The organism is Niallia sp. MER 6 (genome assembly GCF_023714395.1).
Classification (GTDB): domain Bacteria; phylum Bacillota; class Bacilli; order Bacillales; family Cytobacillaceae; genus Niallia.
On record NZ_JAMAUK010000003.1, the window covers coordinates 286,426 to 307,932 of the forward strand.

The following is a 21,507-nucleotide window of genomic DNA, read 5'->3' on the forward strand; positions in this document are numbered from 1 at the left end:
CTACATAAATGAATTGGAGGGAATTTTTCCATGAGTAAAATTATTGGAATCGATTTAGGTACAACAAACTCATGTGTTGCTGTATTGGAAGGCGGAGAACCAAAAGTTATCCCGAATCCAGAAGGTAACCGCACTGCTCCATCCGTAGTTGCATTTAAAAATGGAGAGCGTCAAGTTGGGGAAGTGGCAAAGCGCCAATCTATTACAAACCCTAACACAATCATGTCCATCAAACGTCATATGGGGACAGACTATAAAGTGGAAGTTGAAGGCAAAAACTATTCACCTCAAGAAGTTTCTGCGATTATCCTTCAATACTTGAAAGGCTATGCAGAAGAGTATCTTGGTGAAAAGGTAACAAAAGCTGTTATCACAGTTCCTGCTTATTTCAACGATGCTGAGCGTCAAGCAACCAAAGATGCAGGTAAAATCGCTGGACTTGAAGTAGAGCGTATCATTAACGAGCCTACTGCAGCAGCACTTGCATATGGTCTAGACAAAACAGATGAAGATCAAACAATCCTAGTATACGATCTTGGTGGCGGTACTTTCGACGTTTCCATCCTTGAATTGGGTGACGGCGTATTCGAAGTTAAATCTACAGCTGGTGACAACCGTCTTGGCGGAGATGACTTTGACCAAGTAATTATTGACTATCTAGTAGATCAATTCAAAAAAGAAAACGGAATTGACTTAAGCAAGGATAAAATGGCGCTTCAACGTTTGAAAGACGCAGCAGAAAAAGCGAAAAAAGATCTGTCTGGTGTAGCATCTACACAAATTTCGCTTCCATTCATCACTGCTGGTGAAGCTGGACCGCTTCACTTGGAAGTAACATTGTCCCGCGCTAAATTCGAAGAAATTTCTTCTGATCTAGTTGAACGCACGATGGGTCCTACTCGTCAAGCGTTGAAAGATGCTGGTTTAAGCGCTTCTGAAATCGATAAAGTAATTCTTGTCGGTGGTTCTACTCGTATTCCTGCTGTACAAGAAGCAATCAAAAAAGAAATCGGTAAAGAGCCGCATAAAGGCGTTAACCCTGATGAAGTAGTTGCAATGGGTGCAGCTATTCAAGGTGGAGTTATCACTGGTGATGTTAAAGACGTAGTTCTTCTTGACGTAACACCACTTTCATTGGGAATTGAGACAATGGGCGGCGTATTCACAAAGCTTATTGAACGCAATACAACAATTCCGACATCTAAATCACAAGTGTTCTCTACTGCTGCTGACAGCCAAACAGCTGTTGACATTCATGTTCTTCAAGGGGAGCGCCCAATGTCTGCAGATAACAAGACATTAGGTAGATTCCAATTGACTGACATCCCGCCAGCACCACGTGGAATTCCACAAATCGAAGTTAGCTTCGATATCGATAAAAACGGTATTGTGAATGTTCGTGCGAAAGATCTTGGAACTAACAAAGAGCAAACTATCACAATCAAGTCTTCAACAGGATTATCTGATGAAGAAATCGATAAAATGGTTAGAGAAGCAGAAGAAAACGCAGAAGCTGATAAAAAGCGCAAAGAAGAAGTAGAATTGCGCAATGAAGCTGACCAATTAGTGTTCACAACAGAAAAAACACTAAAAGACTTGGAAGGCAAAGTGGACGAAAGCGAAGTTGCAAAAGCGAACGAAGCGAAAGATGCGCTTAAAGAAGCAATCGAGAAAAACGAATTAGAAGAAATTCGTGCGAAAAAAGATGCGCTTCAAGAAATCGTTCAAAACCTTTCTGCAAAGCTTTATGAAGAAGCAGCTAAACAAGCACAAGCAGCACAAGGTGCTGAAGGTCAATCTGCTGGCAAAAACGATGATGCAGTTGATGCAGAATTCGAAGAGGTTAATGACGACAACAAATAAGCACTAATTTTCGAAAAGTCAAAGTCAGGTTATCCTTGGCTTTGGCTTTTTCTTTATGAGAGCTAATTTTTAGCGTTCCTTTCTAACCTATAAAAGTAAAGGCTTTTTTTAATCGTTTAGAATAAACTATTGTACATTAGAAATGCAAAATGATACAATATCATCTATGTGAAAAGAATCGGGGAGTGGCAATCATAAATGGATAAGCGAGATTACTACGAAGTCCTTGGAGTTGCAAAAACGGCTTCCAAGGATGAAATCAAAAAAGCATATCGTAAGCTGTCAAAAAAGTATCATCCGGATATTAATAAAGATCCGGGAGCAGATGATCAGTTTAAAGAAGTAAAAGAAGCGTATGAAGTACTTAGCGATGATCAAAAACGTGCCCATTATGATCAATTTGGCCATACAGATCCTAACCAAGGCTTTGGTGGTGGAGCTGGAGACTTCGGCGGCTTTGGCTTTGAAGATATTTTCAGCAGTTTCTTTGGCGGCGGCGGACGCCGACGTGATCCGAATGCACCAAGACAAGGAGCAGACCTGCAGTACACAATGACTCTGTCCTTTGAGGAAGCAGCTTTTGGAAAAGAAACAGAAATTGAAATTCCGCGTGAGGAAACTTGTGAAACATGCAGCGGAACAGGTGCTAAGCCTGGAACAAAACCTGTAACATGTAAACATTGCAGTGGTACAGGGCAATTGAATGTGGAGCAAAATACGCCATTCGGAAAAATTGTTAACAGAAGAACTTGTCAGCATTGTAATGGTACTGGTAAAGAAATTAAACATAAATGCGGAACATGTGGCGGAACAGGTAAAGTGAAAAAACGCCGTAAGATTAAAGTGAAAATTCCTGCTGGAATTGATGACGGTCAACAGCTTCGCGTCAGCGGCCAAGGGGAACCAGGCGTTAATGGCGGACCTGCAGGGGACTTATATGTGGTGTTCCATGTTAGAACACATGAGTTCTTTGAGCGTGATGGTGAGGACGTATACTGCGAAATGCCTATTACGTTTGCACAAGCAGCCCTTGGTGATGAAGTGGAAGTACCAACACTGCACGGTAAAGTGAAATTGAAAGTGCCGGCAGGAACACAGACAGGAACGAAATTCCGTCTAAAAGGTAAAGGTATTGCCAATGTGCGCGGCTACGGTACAGGGGATCAGCATGTTATTGTCCGCTTGATTACGCCGACAAAACTATCCGATAAACAGAAACAATTGCTGCAGGAATTTGCAGAGGTAACAGGAAATGCTCCTCAAGGGGAAGAAGAAGAAAGCTTTTTTTCAAAAGTTAAAAGAGCCTTTAAAGGTGAATAAAGATTGATTGGAGTTGGTAGAAAATGAAATGGTCTGAAATCACAATTCATACAACAAATGAAGCGATTGAACCTATTTCAAACATATTGCATGAAGCAGGTGCAAGCGGGGTGGTAATTGAAGATCCCTTCGATTTGATTAAAGAAAGAGAAGACCGTTTTGGCGAAATCTACCAACTCAATCCTGACGATTATCCAGAAGAAGGCGTATTGGTAAAAGCTTATCTTCCCATCAACAGCTTTTTGGGAGAAACGGTAGAGGAAATTAAAGAGGCAATCAATAATTTGATCCTTTTTAATATTGATATTGGTTTAAATAAAGTTTCCATTATGGAAGTGAATGAAGAAGAATGGGCAACAGCATGGAAGAAATATTACCATCCTGTTAAGATTTCGGAGAAATTCACTATTGTGCCAACTTGGGAAGATTATTCACCAGTTCACAGTGATGAACTAATCATTGAATTGGATCCAGGCATGGCATTTGGTACGGGGACACATCCAACGACTGTATTATGTATCCAGGCTTTGGAGAGAATAGTAAAAAAAGGGGATGCTGTCATTGATGTCGGCACAGGTTCAGGTGTTCTGAGCATTGCAGCAGCTATGCTTAAAGCTAAATCTGTTCTTGCCCTTGATTTAGACGAAGTGGCTGTTCAGTCAGCAAAACTTAATCTTAAACTGAACAAAGTGCATGAAACGGCTCATGTTCAGCAGAATAATTTGCTTGACGGTATCAGCGAGGAGGCAGACGTCATTGTGGCGAACATCCTTGCTGAGGTGATAGTCCGCTTTACGGATGATGTTTACCGTTTATTAAAACAGGATGGCTATTTTATCGCATCAGGAATCATTCTTCAGAAAAAAGAAGAAGTGAAAGCAGCGATTATAGCATCAGGTCTTGAAATTGTTGAAACGGTTCAAATGGAAGATTGGATCAGCATCACAGCGAAAAAAGGAAAGTAAGGTAAAAAAGAAGTTTGTTTGATACACTGCAAACTTCTTTTAGCATGCTTATAATGCTTAAGTAGTGCTTTGTCAAATTATTCCTGATTATATGTAAAGGCAGGTTTTATGCATTGCAACGTTATTTTGCGGAAAATGTAGAGGACACATTCCTAATAAAAGAAGATGACTTCCATCATATTACAAGGGTCATGCGCATGAAGCTTGATGAAGAAATCTATTGTGTCAATTCAAATCAGCAAACCGCCCGCTGTAAAATTGAAAATATTACCGAAAACGAAGTAGTGGCAAAGGTGATACAATGGGTAGAGGAAGACATTGAACTCCCTGTCAAGGTAACAATAGTAAGCGGCCTGCCAAAAGGGGATAAGCTAGAATGGATTATCCAAAAAGGCACAGAATTAGGTGCGCACGAGTTTATCCCTTTTATTGCATCTCGCTCGATTGTTAAATGGGACGCAAAAAAGTCCGATAAAAAAATCAGCCGCTGGAACAAGATTGCAAAAGAAGCGGCAGAACAGTCACACCGCGCTGCGATTCCCAATGTAATAGCCCCGGTTTCGCCAAAAGAGTTAATAAAGATGGCCGCTGATTATGATGTATTAATCATTGCCTATGAGGAAGAAGCTAAGGCTTTAGAATCAGCTAATCTAGCGAGAGCGCTTTCCTCTATGAAGAAGGGGCAGTCGATTCTTGCTGTATTTGGCCCAGAAGGCGGCCTTACAGATACGGAAGTCGAGCTTCTGACAGACAACGGCTTTATTGCCTGTGGACTCGGACCAAGAATATTAAGGACGGAAACAGCACCATTGTATTTGCTTTCCGCTGTTTCCTATCATTTTGAATTAATGAATGGATGAGGTGAAATATAATGCCAACAGTTGCTTTTCACACATTAGGTTGTAAAGTAAATCATTATGAAACAGAAGCTATATGGCAATTATTTAAAGAGCAAGGATACGAAAGAGTAGATTATGAGAACATGTCTGACGTTTATGTCATTAATACATGTACGGTTACAAACACAGGAGACAAAAAAAGTCGTCAAGTAATCAGACGGGCTGTTCGCAAAAATCCCGACGCAGTCATTTGTGTTACTGGTTGCTATGCGCAAACATCGCCGGCAGAAATCATGGCTATTCCTGGTGTAGATATCGTTGTTGGAACACAGGATCGTGTGAAAATGCTTGATTACATCACGCAATATAAAGAAGAACGCCAGCCGATTAATGCAGTCGGCAATATTATGAAAAACAGAGTGTATGAGGAATTAGACGTTCCAGCTTTCACGGACAGAACGAGAGCATCTTTGAAAATCCAAGAGGGCTGTAATAATTTCTGCACATTCTGTATCATCCCATGGGCTAGAGGTTTAATGCGCTCAAGAGATCCGCAGGAAGTAATCAGACAAGCTCAACAGCTTGTACATGCAGGCTATAAGGAGATTGTTCTTACAGGTATCCACACAGGCGGTTACGGCGAGGATATGAAAGACTATAATCTTGCAAGATTGCTTCGTGATTTAGAATCACAAGTAAAAGGATTAAAGAGACTTCGTATTTCTTCCATTGAAGCAAGCCAAATTACGGACGAGGTCATTGAGGTTCTTAATGATTCGAAAATAATTGTAAATCATCTTCATATTCCGATTCAATCCGGTTCTGATACTGTATTGAAGAGAATGAGAAGAAAGTATACAATGGAGTTCTTCGCAGAAAGAATCACTCGTCTTAAAGAGGCGCTTCCTGGTCTCGCTGTCACATCTGATGTAATTGTCGGCTTCCCAGGAGAGACAGAAGAAGAATTTATGGAAACTTACAACTTCATTAAAGAGCATAAGTTTTCTGAGCTTCATGTTTTCCCTTACTCAAAAAGAACGGGTACTCCTGCAGCTAGAATGGAAGACCAGATTGATGAAGATGTGAAAAACGAACGAGTTCATCGGCTGATTGCCCTTTCAGACCAGCTTGCTAAAGAATATGCTTCTAATTACGAAGGCGAAGTCGTGGAAGTGATTCCAGAGGAAGTATATAAGGAATCTGGAAACGGCGATTTGTATGTCGGCTATACAGATAACTATCTGAAAGTAGTATTTCCGGCAACAGAAGAGATGGTTGGCCAAATCGTAAAAGTGAAAATTACTAAAGCAGGCTATCCAGTTAACGAAGGTCAATTCGTCCGATTATTGGAAGAATATACAGAAACAGAAAAAGCGATTGTATAATTAGCAGCAGTACAACAGTTTCAAAGAGTGGAAAAGCATCTGAAGCGATGCTTTTCTAATGACAAAAATCATACATACCATGTAAAAGGAGCCATTAATGATGAGCAGCCAAATTGCAAAAATGATCGATCACACTTTATTGAAAGCAGACGCAACAAAAGAACAGGTTAAAACATTATGTGAGGAAGCAAAACAATACAGCTTTGCTTCAGTATGCGTAAACCCAACTTGGGTTCAATATGCTAGTGAGCTATTGGCAGGCACGGAAGTAAAAGTGTGTACTGTTATCGGTTTCCCATTAGGCGCAACTACTTCTGCAACAAAAGCGTTTGAAACAACGAATGCTATTGAAAATGGAGCAACGGAAGTTGATATGGTTATTAATATTGGTGCACTTAAAGACAAGAACTATGACCTTGTGAAAGAAGACATTAAAGCAGTAGTGGATGCAGCAAAAGGCAAAGCACTTACAAAGGTAATTATTGAAACTAGTCTGCTGACTGATGAAGAGAAAGAAAAAGCATGTGTTTTAGCAGTCGAAGCAGGAACTGACTTTGTGAAAACATCTACTGGATTTTCAACAGGTGGAGCAACGGTTGAAGATATTGCTCTTATGAGAAAAACAGTTGGACCAGATATCGGTGTTAAGGCTTCCGGTGGTGTAAGAAGCAGTGAAGATACGGAGAAAATGATTGCTGCTGGAGCTACTCGCATTGGCGCAAGTTCTGGTGTTGCGATTGTTAACGGACTAACAAGCAACAGCGACTACTAAGAAGAAGGATGGTACCCATTAGGGTCCATCCTTTTTTTATTGCGTCTAAACCTTATGCAGCTTCATAATCCATTTCCCGAACTGTTCAGCAAACGGCAGGACAAGGATAGAGGACAGCACATTGAATAAAAGGCTTGCATGTGCAAGCTGAACGTCCTTAGCACTCGTCATATATTCCACAGCATCTGTTAATTGGCCAATGAACGGGTAGAACAGAAGCACCCCGCCGACATTAAGCCAAATATGAGCATATGCACAAAGCTTTGCCTGCTTTTCGGCGCCGATAGATGCAAGATAGGAGGTTATACAGGTGCCGATATTAGAGCCAAGCATAATTGCAATTCCGGCTTCAATACTCAGCATATCAGCAGTCAAAAAGCCCATGATAATTCCGATTGTTGCGGTGCTTGACTGAATTAATGCTGTCAGGAGAATTCCGACAGCTAAAGCCAAAATAATCCGGTCAGATAAATGAGCGAGGAAGGTCTGCATAAAAGGGTTGTCTTGAATGATGGACGCAAAATGTTTAAATCCTTTCATTGCCGTAAAGACAATCGCTATCCCGAATAATACAAACCCGATACTTCTTAGTTTATGTTTGTTGACTAGTATGAAAACAGCTCCGATTATTGCTAATGGAAGCAAAAAGTCACTAATATCATAGGTGATAAATTCCGTCGTAAAGGTCGTGCCGATATTTGTTCCGAGAATGATGCCGATTGACTGAGGAAAGGTCAATACCCGTGCAGCAATTAATCCGATTGTCAGCACCATAACAGCAGAGCTGCTTTGCAGGACAGCAGTGATGATTATTGCAGCAACCATGCCCTTCCAAGGCTTATTGGTAAGCTTCTCTAATAAGGCTTTAAGTGAATGGGAAGAGAGGTTGAAAAGGCCTGTCCGCAGCAACGTCATTCCATAAATAAATAACAATATCATGATGATAAATAGTCCAATATAAAGCATGAATGTTCACTCCTTCAAAAAAATATATGAAAGAAAGGAAATGGACATGCTAAAAATGCAAAATGATAGAAATATACAAGATTTAAAGTTCTATTTTGTGGTAATATATAAGTGTGAGGATGGACAATGAGGGATACTTGTTTAGAAATCACAAAAAAAATGAAAACAATTTTCGGTACAAGGCTAAATACAGTTGACCTTGCTTCCTTGATATATTATAATGTCAAGGTACATGGAATCCATGTTGATGTTAGTGTGTTGTGTTTCGGAGGGAGGGAAAGAGAATGTCTAAAACCGTCGTTCGTAAAAACGAATCGCTTGAAGATGCTCTTCGTCGCTTCAAACGTTCAGTATCAAAAACTGGTACTTTGCAGGAAGCTAGAAAGCGCGAATTCTATGAAAAGCCTAGTGTTAAACGTAAGAAGAAATCAGAAGCAGCAAGAAAACGTAAGTTCTAAGAGAGGGTGTATTAATTGAGTCTTCTCGAACGCTTAAACAATGATATGAAGCAAGCGATGAAAAACAAAGATAAAGATAAACTCACTAATATCAGAATGCTGAAAGCTGCCATTCAAAATGAAAGCATTAAGATTGGCGGAGATCTTTCTGAAGAGGATGAGTTAACTGTCCTTTCTCGCGAAGTGAAACAACGCAAGGACTCCCTCCATGAGTTTGAAAAAGCAGGTCGCCAAGATCTTGTTGACAAAGTACGTGCGGAGTTAAAGCATGTTGAAATATATATGCCTGAACAGCTTTCAGAAGAGGAGTTAACAGAAATCGTTACTTCTGTAATTGCAGAAACTGGAGCTTCTTCAAAGAAAGATATGGGAAAAGTGATGGCTGCTTTAATGCCAAAGGTTAAAGGTAAAGCAGATGGTTCACTAGTAAATAAACTTGTACAACAACACCTTTCATAAATGAAATTGTTTTAAAGGCTGCAGTCTCAGACTGCAGCCTTTTTACATTGTGTTGGAAAGTTATGAAGAAGTCTATAATAATAATAAATGTATGAAACTTTTTTAAAAGTTAATCGTATATTTACTATAGCCACGATGTTCAGGAAAGGAGGAGGAACTTGAATAGGAAAAAAATATTGATTTTGCCTTTTCTTTTTAGTTTATTATTATCCTTTTTTCCTGTAGTCAGTTTTGCTAACGACCAATCATTAGTCTATATCATTCCAATAAAGAATACAGTGGAAAAAGGCCTGAGTGAGTTTATCGACAGGGGTATCAAAACGGCAGAAGAAAAAAAGGCAGACGTTATTATCTTTGACATGGATACACCTGGGGGAGCAGTTGATGCAGCTGCTGCGATCGGAAAGACGATTTCTGAAACAAAGATAAAGACAGTCACATATATCAATCAGGATGCTATCTCTGCAGGCTCTTATATTGCCTTAAATACAGATATGATTTATATGGATGAGGGCGGAAGATTCGGGGCAGCTGGTATCATAGATGGACAAGGAAACACTGCCGGCGAAAAAGCGCAATCATACTGGTTGTCTGCGATGAGAGGAGCCGCTGAAAAAGGGGGCAAAGACCCTCGTTATGCGATGGCTATGGCTGATAAATCGATTGCCATACCAGAGCTCGGTGATGATGAGAATGAGTTTCTTACATTGACAGCTGCAGAAAGTCTTCACGTTGATTATTCAAATGGAACAGTCTCTAATTTGGATGAACTGCTTGGTGAGCTGGGCATGGAAAATGCAAAAGTCGAAAGAATGGATGAAAGCTTTGCCGACAAAGTGGCACGCTTTGTGACAAATCCGCTCATTATTCCGATTTTGTTATCAATTGGCAGTCTTGGTTTGATATTTGAGTTGTTTTCTCCAGGTTTTGGTGTTCCTGGCTTTGTGGGAATCTCTTCCCTGCTTTTGTTCTTCTATGGCCACCTTGTTTCAGGGCTTGCAGGATATGAAACAATCATTCTGTTTGCTGTAGGGATACTTCTTGTTCTGCTGGAGTTCTTTATAGTCGGCGGAATAGCTGGAACATTGGGCATTGTTGCAATTATAGGCAGTATCTTTCTTGCCGGAGGGAATGCTTATCATATTGCCATTAGCATTTGTATTGCGATAGCTGTATCGATTATCGCCACTATTCTTTTAGTAAAGGTGTTTGGTAGAAAAATGAAATTCTTCAAAAAAATTGTGCTGAGAGACTCTACGAGTACGGAAGAAGGATATGTTTCCAATAAAACAAGAAATGATCTTGTTGGCAAGACAGGTATAACAATGACTGCGCTTCGTCCTTCAGGAACGGTTGTTATTGGAGACGAACGAATTGATGTGGTCAGTGAAGGTAACTTTATTGGAAAAGATGTAAAAGTTAAAATTGTAAAAGCAGAAGGATCAAGAATTGTCGTTAGAGAATTCACCGATATTGATCTGCACAAGGAGGAAAATTAATGGAAGCATTAAGCGCAACGACAATCTTTTGGGTTGCAGTAGTAGTGATTGGAATTATCTTGCTTGGAATCCTGTTGACATTCGTCCCAGTTATGCTGTGGATTTCAGCATTAGCAGCAGGCGTAAGAATCAGCATATTTACATTGATTGGGATGAGGTTGAGAAGGGTAATTCCTAGCCGTGTTGTTAATCCGTTAATCAAGGCGCATAAAGCTGGAATTAATGTAACAATCAATCAATTGGAAAGCCATTACTTGGCTGGTGGTAATGTCGACAGAGTTGTCAATGCATTGATAGCTGCACACAGGGCAAATATTGAGCTTTCGTTTGAACGCTGTGCTGCAATCGATTTGGCTGGCCGTGACGTTCTCGAAGCGGTACAGATGAGTGTTAACCCGAAAGTTATTGAAACGCCATTTATTGCCGGTGTAGCAATGGATGGAATTGAAGTAAAAGCAAAAGCTAGAATTACTGTTCGCGCAAATATTGAGCGCCTTGTAGGGGGAGCTGGAGAAGAAACAGTTGTAGCTCGTGTCGGTGAAGGAATTGTCTCAACAATCGGTTCATCGAATAATCATAAGAAGGTCCTCGAAAACCCAGACATGATCTCACAGACTGTATTGTCAAAAGGTCTAGATGCTGGAACAGCGTTTGAAATCTTATCCATTGATATTGCGGATGTGGATATAGGCAAAAACATCGGAGCTGAATTACAGACAGAACAGGCAGAAGCTGATAAGAAGATAGCACAAGCGAAAGCGGAAGAACGCCGAGCAATGGCTGTTGCACAAGAACAAGAGATGAAAGCCAAAGTTCAGGAAATGCGCGCGAAGGTTGTCGAGGCAGAAGCGGAAGTTCCAATGGCGATGTCTGACGCTCTTCGTTCTGGAAATATGGGTGTTATGGATTATATGAACTTGCAGAACATTACCGCAGATACGGAAATGAGAGGTTCAATCGGCAAAGTAAATAATGAAAATAAAGATGAAGATAAAAAGTAAGGCACGCTGAAGGGAGTAGTCTCTCTTGGAATATATTTCAATTATTATCGTGATAGTAGGCTTCCTGTTCTCCTTATTCCAAAAAGAGAAAGAAAAACAGGAGGATAATGGCAAAAAGGCGAAGAAGAAAACCGCGCCTGTTAATATGCCTGATATTAAGAAGCAAGTAATGAAAAGAGTGGAGCAGGCATTGGAAGCACCTGTGAGAAAAGAAACAGTGCCAGTGCCGAATGAATTGGATGCCATTAAAAAAGAAAGAGATGCTCTCAAAAAGAAGCTGAAGCTGATGGAAAGAAATATCGCACGAAGCCAGCACGAGCACAAACAGCAGGAGATTCTGCCAATAGAATCAAAAGACCTGCTTAACGGTTCAAATCTTGCTGAGGCGGTCATTCTTTCGGAAATTATTGGGCCTCCAAGGGCTAAACGGCCCCATCCTGCAACCCGCAAGAAGCAAATGATTAAACAGTAAAAATATTTAGCAGCAATGCTGAATTTTCCTAAAAAATAGGTGCTAGAACCTTCCTTTTTCTCATACACATGAGATGAAAGGGGGTTCTTTTTTTATGGCTAAAAAATGGGGAAATACGGTACGGAACTGGATGATTAAAAACCTAGAGCTTCCTCAAGATGTCATGATGGACTTACCCAGGATCACAATGATTGGCCAAATCCATATTTATATTGAGAACCACCGTGGTTTGCTGACTTTTTCAGACAAAGAGCTAAGGCTGCTCTTAAAACAGGGACAGCTTTTAATAAAGGGCAAAGGCTTTGTCATAAAGACGATCTTGCCAGAGGAAATACTGCTGGAAGGAAAAATAGATCAGGTGATGTACATAAACGAATAACATGGGAGGAAGCTATGAAAAATCATTGGATAGAATTTTTTACTGGGATTGTAACAGTTAAAGCAACAGGGAAAGGGCTGGAGCGTTTTTTAAATAATCTGCTGAGAAAGAAGATTGCCGTCTGGAGTGTTAAAAAACACGGCCCTCACTCTATCACGTTTCAAATGGGCTTAAAAAGCATCCATAAGTTCCGAGAGGTTGTAAGAGGGAGTGGCATCAAAATAGAGTTTCAGCGTGGCGCTGGAGCTCCCTTTCTTTATAAAAGAATACTGAAAAACAGCGGCTTTGCGATTGGTGTCTTTTTATTCTTAGGACTAGTTCTCACCCTTTCCAATATGGTATGGGGCATTGAGATTAAGGGAGCTAATCCTGCAACTGAATATCAAATCCGCAAGCAACTGGATAAAATGGATATTAAAATTGGGGAATTTCAATTTTTCGCAAAAGAATTGGACGAGATACAAGCTGAACTGACCAATAATATTGACGCAATCACCTGGATTGGCGTGGAGTTAAAAGGGACAACTTACCACTTTCAAGTAGTGGAAAAGAATGAGCCTGATAAAGTAGAAGAGGAAAAACCGCAAAATCTTATCGCGGCTAAAAAAGCAACGATTGTAGATTACTTCATTGAAGAAGGAGACCAAGTTTTCAGCGTTCATGATGTGGTAAAAAAAGGTCAATTATTAGTAACCGGAACATATGGGAAAGATAAAGATACAAAAACCGTCTCAGCCAGAGGGGAGATATGGGGAGAAACCTGGTACAGCTCCACTGTGACAATTCCTTTAGAAAGTACCTTCCAAGTTTTTAATGGCAATGAAAAGCAAAAGCATTACCTTAAAGTAGGCGGTTTTGAAATTCCTGTTTGGGGTTTTGGGAAGGTAGACTACAAGGAATATGAAAAAGAGGAAAACGAAAAAAATCTTAAGTTCTTGAAATGGGAACTGCCAATAAAGGTTACAAATAAGACATACAGGGAAAAGGAAGAAGTGACGAGAAGCTATACGGAAAAAGAAGCCATTAAAGCAGGCAAGGAAAAAGCCCGTAAGGATGTGCAAAAGGAAATTGGCGAAGACGGAAAAATTAAGAAAGAAAAAATTTTGCGACAATCGGTAAAGAATGGTAAAGTAATACTGAATATAGATTTCACAACAATTGAAAATATTGCAGAAGTACAACCTATAACTCAAGGAGACTTGGAATGACAGAAGATTTAAAGACAATGAATGTAAAATTAAATGGCCCAGAAGAGGCAGTAGCCTTGCTTGGAACAGGGGATCGCAATCTGGAAATCCTCGAAAAGGAATTAGATTGCCAAATTGTTACAAGAGGCGAAACTTTGCATGTTTCCTCTACAAACCCAGACAGCATTGAATTGGTTGGAGACATTGTTGAAAAACTTTTGCAGGTAATACGGAAAGGTATTTCCGTTAGCCAGCGCGATGTCAGTTATGCAATTGAAATGGCCAGAAAAGGAACCTTGGAGTATTTTGGAGCACTTTATGATGAAGAAATTGCGAAAACAATTAAGGGAAAATCTATCAGGGTTAAAACAATTGGACAAAGTGAATATATCCGTTCCATTAAAAAAAATGACTTAGTTTTCGGGATCGGACCAGCTGGTACGGGTAAAACGTATTTAGCTGTTGTAATGGCGGTCAGCGCCCTTAAAAGCGGTAAGGTGAACCGAATCATCCTGACAAGGCCTGCTGTTGAAGCGGGGGAAAGTCTTGGTTTTTTGCCAGGTGACTTGAAGGAAAAAGTCGACCCGTATCTCCGCCCTTTATATGATGCTTTGCATGATGTACTTGGAATGGAGCATACTCAGCGTTTGATTGAGAGAAATACAATTGAAATTGCTCCGCTCGCATATATGAGGGGACGAACATTGGATGATGCGTTTGTTATTTTGGACGAGGCACAAAATACGACACAAGCACAAATGAAGATGTTTCTAACGAGACTTGGATTCGGCTCAAAAATGGTTATTACTGGTGACCGTACTCAAATTGATTTGCCGAAGGGTGTTAAGTCCGGTTTAGTGGCAGCAGAGCATATATTAAATAATGTTTCAGGGATAACCTTCAGTTATATGTCTGAAACAGATGTAGTAAGACATCCCCTTGTTGGGAAAATAATAAGAGCATACGATGCACAAGAGAGCTAATGTAAGTGTAAAAGGCAAACCATCTTAATCAGATAAGCATGGTTTGCCTTTTTCTTTGCGCCTATAGTTTGTTTCGTCTAAGTAGGGGTCAGACTAGGGATATTAGTCATTTTTTGCTAAAAAAACTGGATTTTTACGCTTAAACCCTGCTAGTAAAGCGATATATCGAGAAAAAAGATGAAAACATGGCGAAAAACTGATATTATTTTACATAAATATCAGGTTTAATAAGTATTTTTAAGTTTTTACATATAATCATGAGGTATCTGTCAGTTAGTTAGGAGGTTACAATGGGATTTCTTCAAAAAATCATACATAATAAGAACCGTTTTCTAAACAAAACAGCAATTCGGATCTTGCTATTTGTGCTTATTGGAGCGGTATTGTTTTTCTCGATGTACAGCAATGTTAAACCGGAAAAGTTAAATGTAGATGTGTTTACTGTCGCCAACGAGACGATTCGCTCTCCCTTAACGGTGGAAGATACGGAAAGCACGGAAAAGAAAAAAGAAGATAATAAAAACCAAGTGCAAGATGTATACGTTGTAAATAAAGAAATTGCCCAAAACCGTGTTGATTTAATTACCTCTATTTTCGATTCTGTGACAGAGGTGAACAATGAGGCAGATAAGGAAGCAGATAGTGGAGAAACAGACAGTAAAGCTACGAATACAAGCAGTATTACTCCTGATAAGAAACTTTCTTTGCTAAAGGAAAAGCTGACTGCAAATGTAACAAATGAGATTATGGACAGCACGCTTAAGGAGCTGCTTGCTTCATCTGAGGAAGAACTCGAAATTGCAGAGGATATTACAGTCACCGCGATTAACTCTGTTATGAGCAGCAAAATACCGGCAGATGATGTGGAAAATGCTAAAAAGCGAGTGGAAGACGAGCTGAGGAACAGCAGCGGCATTAACAGCGATATAAAAAGTGCTGTTATTGACTTAGGAAGATTTGCGATTATCCAAAATGAATTCTATGATCCGACAGGTACGGAGGAGCTGAGACAGCAAGCAGTAGACAGTGTAGAGCCTGTTAAAATACTGCAAGGGCAAATTCTTGTAGAAGAAGGACAGCTTATTAGCAGGGAGGTTTACCGTCAGCTTGGTTTAGTCGGCTTGCTGGATACAGAACACACGAGTAAGCCGTTTTTAGGACTTGGCTTAATCGTCCTGTCTATTGTTTGTTTATTTTACTTTTATATAGCCGGCATTGACCGAAGAAACAAGGGGACTAAAGGCTATGATTTAATGTTCTCGATTATTTTCATCATTTCCATTCTCATTATGAAAGCAATCAGCCTGTTTCAGCAGGAGGACATTATTGAAATCGGCTATTTCTTCCCAGCAGCAATGGCTGTTATGCTGATAAAAATTTTAATTGAAGAGAAATTAGCAATCTTTGTAACCATTGCCCTAGCAGTATGCGGGATGATTATGTTCAATGAAGGAACGGCAGGAGCATTCCATGTCGGTATTGGAATATATATATTAGCAGGGGGAATTGCAGGCATCCATTTTTTGAAAAAGCATAATCAGCGTTCCAATATTTTGCAGGCAGGCTTGCTAGTTGCACTGATTAATATCATTACAATCCTTGGCATGCTCTATATGCAAAATGGTCAGCTTGAAGCAACAGAATATGGATTTTATCTATTAAGTGCCATTCTATCAGGAATTATATCGGCTGTTTTGACAATAGGGATACTGCCGTTTTTTGAAACTGGCTTTAACATCCTGTCAACGATGAAGCTGATTGAGCTTTCAAACCCTAATCATCCGTTATTGCGAAAGATTTTGACTGAAGCTCCGGGAACGTATCACCACAGTGTAATGGTTGCTAATTTGGCGGAGGCAGCATGTGAAGCAATCGGTGCAAATGGTTTGTTAGCAAGAGTTGGCTGTTATTATCATGACATAGGCAAAACAAAAAGACCGCAGTTTTTTATTGAAAACCAGATGAATATGGGGAACCCCCATGACCGTCTTCCGCCTGCTGCCAGCAAAAATATTATTATTGCTCATGCAACGGATGGAGCGCAGCTTTTAAAAAGCTCAAAAATGCCGAAAGAGATTATTGATATTGCCGAACAGCATCATGGCACGTCCCTGCTAAAGTTCTTTTATTATAAGGCAAAAGAAAAAAATCCTGATGCTGCAGAAGACGACTTCCGCTACCCGGGACCAAAAGCGCAATCAAGGGAGGCAGCAATCATAGGAATTGCTGATAGTGTGGAAGCGGCTGTACGAAGTCTAAGCTCCCCTACACCAGATCAAATTGAAAGCCTGATTAAAAATATTATTGCAGACCGCCTTCAAGACGGGCAGCTCGATGATTGTGATCTTACCTTAAAGGAATTAGAACAGGTTCGCAACACACTCTGTGAAACATTAAAAGGGATATTTCATTCAAGAATAGAATATCCCGACATGAAGAAGTAAAGGATGAATTGAATATGAATTTAGAAATAGATTTTATTGATGAAACTACAAAGGTGGCAGCAGCAGACCAAGAATTAGTAGAGAAATTGTTGATGTTTGCGGCGCAAAAACAAAACTTGTCGGGAAATATTGAGCTTTCGGTTACATTTGTCGATAATGACCGCATCCAGGAAATCAATAAAGAATACCGCAATAAAGACCAGGCGACAGATGTTATTTCCTTTGCAATGGAAGAGCTTGGAGAAGGGGAAATAGAGCTTGTAGGAATGGATATGCCACGGGTGCTCGGCGATATTATCATATCTGTCGACAGGACAAAGGAGCAAGCAGAGGAATATGGTCATACTTATTCACGCGAGCTAGGTTTTCTAGCTGTTCACGGTTTTCTCCACCTGTTAGGATATGATCATCTTACAAAAGAGGATGAAGAAGTAATGTTTACTCTTCAAAAGGAAATTTTAGATGAATTCGGACTCCAAAGATAAAAGGATTCAGAAGAACAGTCAGCTATCTTCCTTTCGCCTTGCGTTCATTGGCATTATATCGGCTGTGAAGAAAGAAAGAAATTTACGGATACATTTATGTTTTACAGCGCTTGTCATATTGTTGGGATTTGTTTTTCATATTTCTGTACAAAACTGGATGTTCCTTTCTATTGCAATAGGGCTGGTCATCTGTATGGAATTGATGAACACTGCCCTTGAGCGTGTTGTAGATCTTGTAACAGAGAAATATCATCCATTGGCAAAACAAGCAAAGGATATTGCAGCAGGTGCAGTATTGTTTGCAGCCATCATTGCCCTTATAATCGGAATGTTCGTTTTTGTACCGGAAATAATGCAACTCATGAGCATTGGGATTTAAAACTCCCTTGCTCTTTTTTGGTTTGTTGAATAGAATTACCTAGCAGGCTTGCTGGCTAATAAGCTTTCATCAGCAGAGAAGATAGTATATAATTTTAATAGGGCTATAAAAGGATATACATATGTGTGCAAATACAGAAATTACATCTGCTTATTTGAAAACGTTCTTTTCTTTTTATAAAATAGGGAACAGCCAAAGTCTTTTGGAGTAAAAAAACAAAAAGAGGCGAATATATGAAGCAGATGCGCTAACTACTTCCTTGTAGTACTAAACATAGTTGAATAAGCGCATGGGCGGTTGTCTTTCGGCCTTAGAGCATCACCGGCAATCAAACAGGAATCAGCAGACATTCAAAAAAATTTACAGCGGCGAAAATGCTGCTTAAAGAGCAATTTTATCGGAGGCATTAAATGGACTTAAATAATAACAGCAACAAGGAACATAAATCAGGATTTATCTCTATTATCGGACGGCCAAACGTCGGAAAATCAACCTTTTTGAACCGTGTAATCGGCCAGAAAATCGCTATTATGAGCGATAAGCCGCAAACAACTAGAAATAAAGTGCAAGGTGTGCTGACGACAGATGACTCTCAGCTGATCTTTATTGATACACCAGGAATTCATAAGCCGAAACATAGACTTGGCGATTTTATGATGAAGGTTGCACAAAACACCTTAAAAGAAGTAGATCTTATCTTGTTTATGGTTAATGCAGAGGAAGGATTCGGAAAAGGGGAAGAATTCATTCTGGAGAAATTTGAGAATATCAAAACGCCTATTTTCTTAGTGGTCAATAAGATTGATACCATTCACCCAGATAAACTGCTGACGGTGATTGACTCATACAAGGAAAAATACCCGTTTAAAGAAATAATTCCTATTTCTGCTTTAGAAGGTAACAATGTGGAAACATTGCTAACCCAAATTAAAAAATATATGCCAGAAGGTCCACAGTTCTATCCGGCAGATCAAGTAACAGACCATCCAGAACGTTTCATCGTTTCAGAATTAATCAGGGAAAAGGCTCTGCACTTAACGAGAGAGGAAATCCCTCATTCTTTAGCGGTAGTTATTGAAAAAATGGAAAGAAAACAAAATGATGTTGTGCATGTAATGGCGACAATTGTTGTTGAAAGGGATTCACAAAAAGGAATCATTATCGGCAAGCAAGGCGGCATGCTGAAGGAAATTGGAAAAAGAGCAAGAACAGATATCGAAAATCTGCTTGGAAATAAAGTGTTCCTCGAGCTTTGGGTTAAAGTGCAAAAGGACTGGAGAAACAAGATGTCCCAATTAAGAGACTTTGGCTTTAGAGAAGACGAGTATTAATTTAAAGCGTAAATAGAATATACAGAAATAAAATTAGCAAAATTTTCGTCTCATGTTTTTATAAAGACAGGCTATGATAAGGTTAAGGCAATGATTAAGCTAGATTAAATCAAAAAAGGTGGGGGTTTATCATGTTAGACTTTACCTGGAAGGTTTTTTCGCAAACAGGTAGCATAGATACGTATCTACTTTTTAAGGAGTTAGAAAAGGCTAACCATGAGATACCGAATGCACAAGAAGAGGAACTAGCCGATATTGATTTTCCTATCTCATAGTCCTGTCCCATAGATAGGGATGGTGAGGGTGATGCTTGAAAAATGTGAAGGCATCGTCATTAGAACGACAGATTATGGAGAGACAAATAAGATTACAACATTATATACCCGTGAATGGGGTAAGGTTGGTGTAATGGCAAGAGGTGCAAAGAAGACGAACAGCAGGCTCTCTGCTGTTACCCAGCCTTTTACATATGCTTACTACTTGGTGCAGCGTTCAAGTGGTCTCGGGCTTGTGCAGCAAGGGGAAATGATTACGAGTTTTCGTGCCATTAAAGAAGATATCATGCTGACAGCTTATGCAAGTTATGTTGTTGAGCTGACAGACCGCTGTACAGAAGATAAGAAGCCTAATCCATTTCATTTTGAGTTATTGCAGCAAACATTAAATTATATGAATGAAGGCTATGATGCCCAGATTTTGTCTAATATTTATGAAATGAAGATGCTGAACGTACTAGGACTATATCCAGTTCTTGATAAATGCACAAATTGTGGTGCAACAGACGGTCAGTTTGCCTTTTCCATAAGAGAGGGCGGCCTATTATGTCATCGCTGTCTCGAACATGATCCATATCACTACAAAATGTCCCAGGCTGCTGTAAAGCTGCTGCGAGTCTTTTATTATTTTGACTTAGCAAGGCTTGGTAATATTTCAGTCAAAGACGCAACGAAAGAAGAGCTTAATACGATTATTTCAGCCTATTATGATGAATACTCAGGTTTGTATTTAAAATCAAAAAAATTTCTGCAGTCGATTAAAAGCTTTGGCAGTGACTTCACGAAGTGAGTAGTATATAGGATTTAAATGAAGATGAAGGTTGACAATTGAAATTTTTTTAGATAATATTTTTTGTAAATAAACAGTTGCGTTGAAAAGAAAGTAGTACTTAAACTCCTCTTGATCCAGCGAGCCTAGGATAGTGAAAGCTAGGTGCAAGAGCTTTAAGGAAGGCGTTCATGGAGCGACATTTACATGAAGGTGGCTGCACAAGTCTGCAGCAAATAGGGTGGAACCGCGGGTAAACTCTCGTCCCTATGTCAATAATTGGCATAGGGGCGGGAGTTTTTTTGTTGTCTTTAGGCAAAAAAATGATTACATAAATTCTTTTGACTTCTATCAATTGACAAGAAAAATAAATTTTTTGGAGGCTGAAGCTGACATGAATATTCAAAACATGATTTTAACATTGCAAAAGCATTGGTCAGATTATGGTTGTATTTTAATGCAGGCATATGATGTAGAAAAAGGGGCTGGAACAATGAGCCCTTACACTTTCTTAAGAGCAATCGGTCCTGAGCCTTGGAATGTGGCTTATGTAGAACCGTCCAGAAGACCGGCAGATGGACGTTATGGGGAAAACCCGAACCGTCTGTATCAGCATCATCAATTCCAGGTGATTATGAAGCCATCACCTGATAATATTCAAGAACTTTACTTGGATTCGCTTAAAGCACTTGGCATCAATCCTTTAGAGCATGATATCCGCTTCGTTGAGGATAACTGGGAGAACCCGTCATTAGGCTGTGCTGGTTTAGGCTGGGAAGTATGGCTTGACGGCATGGAGATTACTCAGTTCACTTACTTCCAGCAAGTTGGCGGTTTAGAGTGTAAGCCAGTTTCTGTTGAAATAACATACGGTATTGAAAGATTGGCTTCTTATATCCAAGATAAAGAAAATGTGTTTGATTTAGAGTGGACAGACGGCTTTACTATCAGAGATATTTTCTATCAGCCTGAATTTGAGCACAGCAAATACACTTTTGAAACTTCAGATGTAGATATGCTGTTTAACCTGTTTAGTGTCTACGAGAAAGAAGCACATCGCCAAATGGATGAAGGCTTAGTTCATCCAGCATACGATTATGTTTTAAAATGTTCCCACGTATTTAACTTGCTTGATGCTAGAGGTGCGATTTCTGTAACAGAGCGTACCGGCTATATTGGAAGATGCCGAACTTTAGCACGTAAAGTGGCCAAAACATTCTATGAAGAGCGTGAGAAATTAGGATTCCCTATTTTAAAAGGCAAGGAGGTTTGATTA

Annotated in this window: 22 protein-coding genes; 21 read left to right on the forward strand and 1 reads right to left on the reverse strand. The window is 39.8% G+C overall.

Annotated elements, in window-relative coordinates; all coding sequences use genetic code 11:
- The first annotated feature begins 30 nt into the window (after nt 1–30).
- From dnaK to deoC, 6 genes are all read left to right on the forward strand, one after another.
- A complete protein-coding gene (gene dnaK, locus M3600_RS06070; protein WP_233313104.1) occupies nt 31–1,863 on the forward strand; it encodes a molecular chaperone DnaK in 1,833 nt (610 codons plus the stop codon).
- Between the two features lie 198 nt (nt 1,864–2,061).
- The gene (gene dnaJ / locus M3600_RS06075) at nt 2,062–3,183 is read left to right on the forward strand and encodes a molecular chaperone DnaJ (RefSeq protein WP_233313105.1); all 1,122 of its coding nucleotides are present in this window, start codon (nt 2,062–2,064) and stop codon (nt 3,181–3,183) included.
- Nucleotides 3,184–3,206: 23 nt separating this feature from the next.
- Nucleotides 3,207–4,148 (forward strand): 50S ribosomal protein L11 methyltransferase, encoded by a 942-nt coding sequence (gene prmA, locus M3600_RS06080; protein ID WP_233313106.1) that lies wholly within the window; start codon nt 3,207–3,209, stop codon nt 4,146–4,148.
- 113 nt (nt 4,149–4,261) lie between these two features.
- Nucleotides 4,262–5,008 carry a 16S rRNA (uracil(1498)-N(3))-methyltransferase gene (locus M3600_RS06085; RefSeq protein ID WP_251644923.1) on the forward strand — a complete coding sequence of 249 codons (747 nt, stop codon included), beginning with the start codon at nt 4,262–4,264 and terminating at the stop codon, nt 5,006–5,008.
- 11 nt (nt 5,009–5,019) lie between these two features.
- Nucleotides 5,020–6,372: a tRNA (N(6)-L-threonylcarbamoyladenosine(37)-C(2))-methylthiotransferase MtaB gene (gene mtaB, locus M3600_RS06090; RefSeq protein WP_233313108.1), complete on the forward strand. Its 1,353-nt coding sequence runs from the start codon at nt 5,020–5,022 to the stop codon at nt 6,370–6,372.
- A 100-nt stretch (nt 6,373–6,472) separates the two neighbouring features.
- Nucleotides 6,473–7,144 carry a deoxyribose-phosphate aldolase gene (gene deoC / locus M3600_RS06095; RefSeq protein ID WP_233314702.1) on the forward strand — a complete coding sequence of 224 codons (672 nt, stop codon included), beginning with the start codon at nt 6,473–6,475 and terminating at the stop codon, nt 7,142–7,144.
- 45 nt (nt 7,145–7,189) lie between these two features.
- On the opposite strand, the gene M3600_RS06100 is transcribed toward deoC, so the two are convergent.
- Nucleotides 7,190–8,110 carry a Na/Pi symporter gene (locus M3600_RS06100; protein ID WP_233313109.1) on the reverse strand — a complete coding sequence of 307 codons (921 nt, stop codon included), beginning with the start codon at nt 8,108–8,110 and terminating at the stop codon, nt 7,190–7,192.
- Nucleotides 8,111–8,394: 284 nt separating this feature from the next.
- Between M3600_RS06100 and rpsU the strand changes: the two genes are divergently transcribed.
- The 15 genes from rpsU (at nt 8,395) to glyQ (ending at nt 21,504) form a co-directional block, all read left to right on the forward strand.
- Nucleotides 8,395–8,568, forward strand: coding sequence for a 30S ribosomal protein S21 (rpsU, locus tag M3600_RS06105; RefSeq protein WP_003152957.1), 174 nt, complete (start codon nt 8,395–8,397; stop codon nt 8,566–8,568).
- A 15-nt stretch (nt 8,569–8,583) separates the two neighbouring features.
- Entirely contained in the window at nt 8,584–9,027 is a 444-nt protein-coding gene (locus M3600_RS06110) for a GatB/YqeY domain-containing protein (RefSeq protein WP_233313110.1), read from the forward strand.
- 158 nt (nt 9,028–9,185) lie between these two features.
- Nucleotides 9,186–10,526, forward strand: a complete 1,341-nt coding sequence (locus tag M3600_RS06115; RefSeq protein WP_237941722.1) for an NfeD family protein — start codon at nt 9,186–9,188, stop codon at nt 10,524–10,526.
- Entirely contained in the window at nt 10,526–11,527 is a 1,002-nt protein-coding gene (gene floA, locus M3600_RS06120) for a flotillin-like protein FloA (protein ID WP_233313112.1), read from the forward strand. The genes M3600_RS06115 and floA overlap by 1 nt, the downstream gene beginning before the upstream one ends.
- 25 nt (nt 11,528–11,552) lie before the next feature.
- Complete coding sequence (locus M3600_RS06125; RefSeq protein ID WP_233313113.1) at nt 11,553–11,999, forward strand: hypothetical protein; 447 nt, start codon at nt 11,553–11,555, stop codon at nt 11,997–11,999.
- 94 nt (nt 12,000–12,093) lie between these two features.
- Nucleotides 12,094–12,378: a sporulation protein YqfC gene (yqfC, locus tag M3600_RS06130; RefSeq protein WP_233313114.1), complete on the forward strand. Its 285-nt coding sequence runs from the start codon at nt 12,094–12,096 to the stop codon at nt 12,376–12,378.
- 14 nt (nt 12,379–12,392) lie between these two features.
- On the forward strand, nt 12,393–13,586 hold the full coding sequence (gene yqfD, locus M3600_RS06135) for a sporulation protein YqfD (RefSeq protein ID WP_251644931.1): 1,194 nt from the start codon (nt 12,393–12,395) through the stop codon (nt 13,584–13,586).
- Nucleotides 13,583–14,548 carry a PhoH family protein gene (locus M3600_RS06140; protein WP_233313116.1) on the forward strand — a complete coding sequence of 322 codons (966 nt, stop codon included), beginning with the start codon at nt 13,583–13,585 and terminating at the stop codon, nt 14,546–14,548. Before yqfD ends, M3600_RS06140 begins: the two co-directional genes overlap by 4 nt.
- A gap of 290 nt (nt 14,549–14,838) precedes the next feature.
- Complete coding sequence (locus M3600_RS06145; protein WP_251644933.1) at nt 14,839–16,992, forward strand: HD family phosphohydrolase; 2,154 nt, start codon at nt 14,839–14,841, stop codon at nt 16,990–16,992.
- 14 nt (nt 16,993–17,006) lie between these two features.
- Complete coding sequence (gene ybeY, locus M3600_RS06150) at nt 17,007–17,477, forward strand: rRNA maturation RNase YbeY (RefSeq protein WP_233313118.1); 471 nt, start codon at nt 17,007–17,009, stop codon at nt 17,475–17,477.
- The gene (locus M3600_RS06155; RefSeq protein WP_233313119.1) at nt 17,455–17,856 is read left to right on the forward strand and encodes a diacylglycerol kinase family protein; all 402 of its coding nucleotides are present in this window, start codon (nt 17,455–17,457) and stop codon (nt 17,854–17,856) included. Before ybeY ends, M3600_RS06155 begins: the two co-directional genes overlap by 23 nt.
- A gap of 410 nt (nt 17,857–18,266) precedes the next feature.
- The gene (gene era, locus M3600_RS06160; protein ID WP_237941717.1) at nt 18,267–19,187 is read left to right on the forward strand and encodes a GTPase Era; all 921 of its coding nucleotides are present in this window, start codon (nt 18,267–18,269) and stop codon (nt 19,185–19,187) included.
- A gap of 131 nt (nt 19,188–19,318) precedes the next feature.
- Entirely contained in the window at nt 19,319–19,462 is a 144-nt protein-coding gene (locus tag M3600_RS06165; protein WP_233313121.1) for a YqzL family protein, read from the forward strand.
- A gap of 31 nt (nt 19,463–19,493) precedes the next feature.
- Entirely contained in the window at nt 19,494–20,252 is a 759-nt protein-coding gene (recO, locus tag M3600_RS06170; protein WP_233314703.1) for a DNA repair protein RecO, read from the forward strand.
- Nucleotides 20,253–20,625: 373 nt separating this feature from the next.
- Complete coding sequence (gene glyQ / locus M3600_RS06175) at nt 20,626–21,504, forward strand: glycine--tRNA ligase subunit alpha (RefSeq protein ID WP_233313122.1); 879 nt, start codon at nt 20,626–20,628, stop codon at nt 21,502–21,504.
- Nucleotides 21,505–21,507 lie beyond the last annotated feature (3 nt).

Coding starts and splice junctions, on each gene's coding strand:
- dnaK (WP_233313104.1), top strand. CDS start 31: ATGAGTAAAATTATTGGAATCGATTTAGGTACAACAAACTCATGTGTT.
- dnaJ (WP_233313105.1), top strand. CDS start 2,062: ATGGATAAGCGAGATTACTACGAAGTCCTTGGAGTTGCAAAAACGGCT.
- prmA (WP_233313106.1), top strand. CDS start 3,207: ATGAAATGGTCTGAAATCACAATTCATACAACAAATGAAGCGATTGAA.
- mtaB (WP_233313108.1), top strand. CDS start 5,020: ATGCCAACAGTTGCTTTTCACACATTAGGTTGTAAAGTAAATCATTAT.
- deoC (WP_233314702.1), top strand. CDS start 6,473: ATGAGCAGCCAAATTGCAAAAATGATCGATCACACTTTATTGAAAGCA.
- M3600_RS06100 (WP_233313109.1), bottom strand. CDS start 8,110: ATGCTTTATATTGGACTATTTATCATCATGATATTGTTATTTATTTAT.
- rpsU (WP_003152957.1), top strand. CDS start 8,395: ATGTCTAAAACCGTCGTTCGTAAAAACGAATCGCTTGAAGATGCTCTT.
- floA (WP_233313112.1), top strand. CDS start 10,526: ATGGAAGCATTAAGCGCAACGACAATCTTTTGGGTTGCAGTAGTAGTG.
- yqfC (WP_233313114.1), top strand. CDS start 12,094: ATGGCTAAAAAATGGGGAAATACGGTACGGAACTGGATGATTAAAAAC.
- yqfD (WP_251644931.1), top strand. CDS start 12,393: ATGAAAAATCATTGGATAGAATTTTTTACTGGGATTGTAACAGTTAAA.
- M3600_RS06140 (WP_233313116.1), top strand. CDS start 13,583: ATGACAGAAGATTTAAAGACAATGAATGTAAAATTAAATGGCCCAGAA.
- M3600_RS06145 (WP_251644933.1), top strand. CDS start 14,839: ATGGGATTTCTTCAAAAAATCATACATAATAAGAACCGTTTTCTAAAC.
- ybeY (WP_233313118.1), top strand. CDS start 17,007: ATGAATTTAGAAATAGATTTTATTGATGAAACTACAAAGGTGGCAGCA.
- M3600_RS06155 (WP_233313119.1), top strand. CDS start 17,455: ATGAATTCGGACTCCAAAGATAAAAGGATTCAGAAGAACAGTCAGCTA.
- era (WP_237941717.1), top strand. CDS start 18,267: ATGGACTTAAATAATAACAGCAACAAGGAACATAAATCAGGATTTATC.
- M3600_RS06165 (WP_233313121.1), top strand. CDS start 19,319: ATGTTAGACTTTACCTGGAAGGTTTTTTCGCAAACAGGTAGCATAGAT.
- recO (WP_233314703.1), top strand. CDS start 19,494: ATGCTTGAAAAATGTGAAGGCATCGTCATTAGAACGACAGATTATGGA.
- glyQ (WP_233313122.1), top strand. CDS start 20,626: ATGAATATTCAAAACATGATTTTAACATTGCAAAAGCATTGGTCAGAT.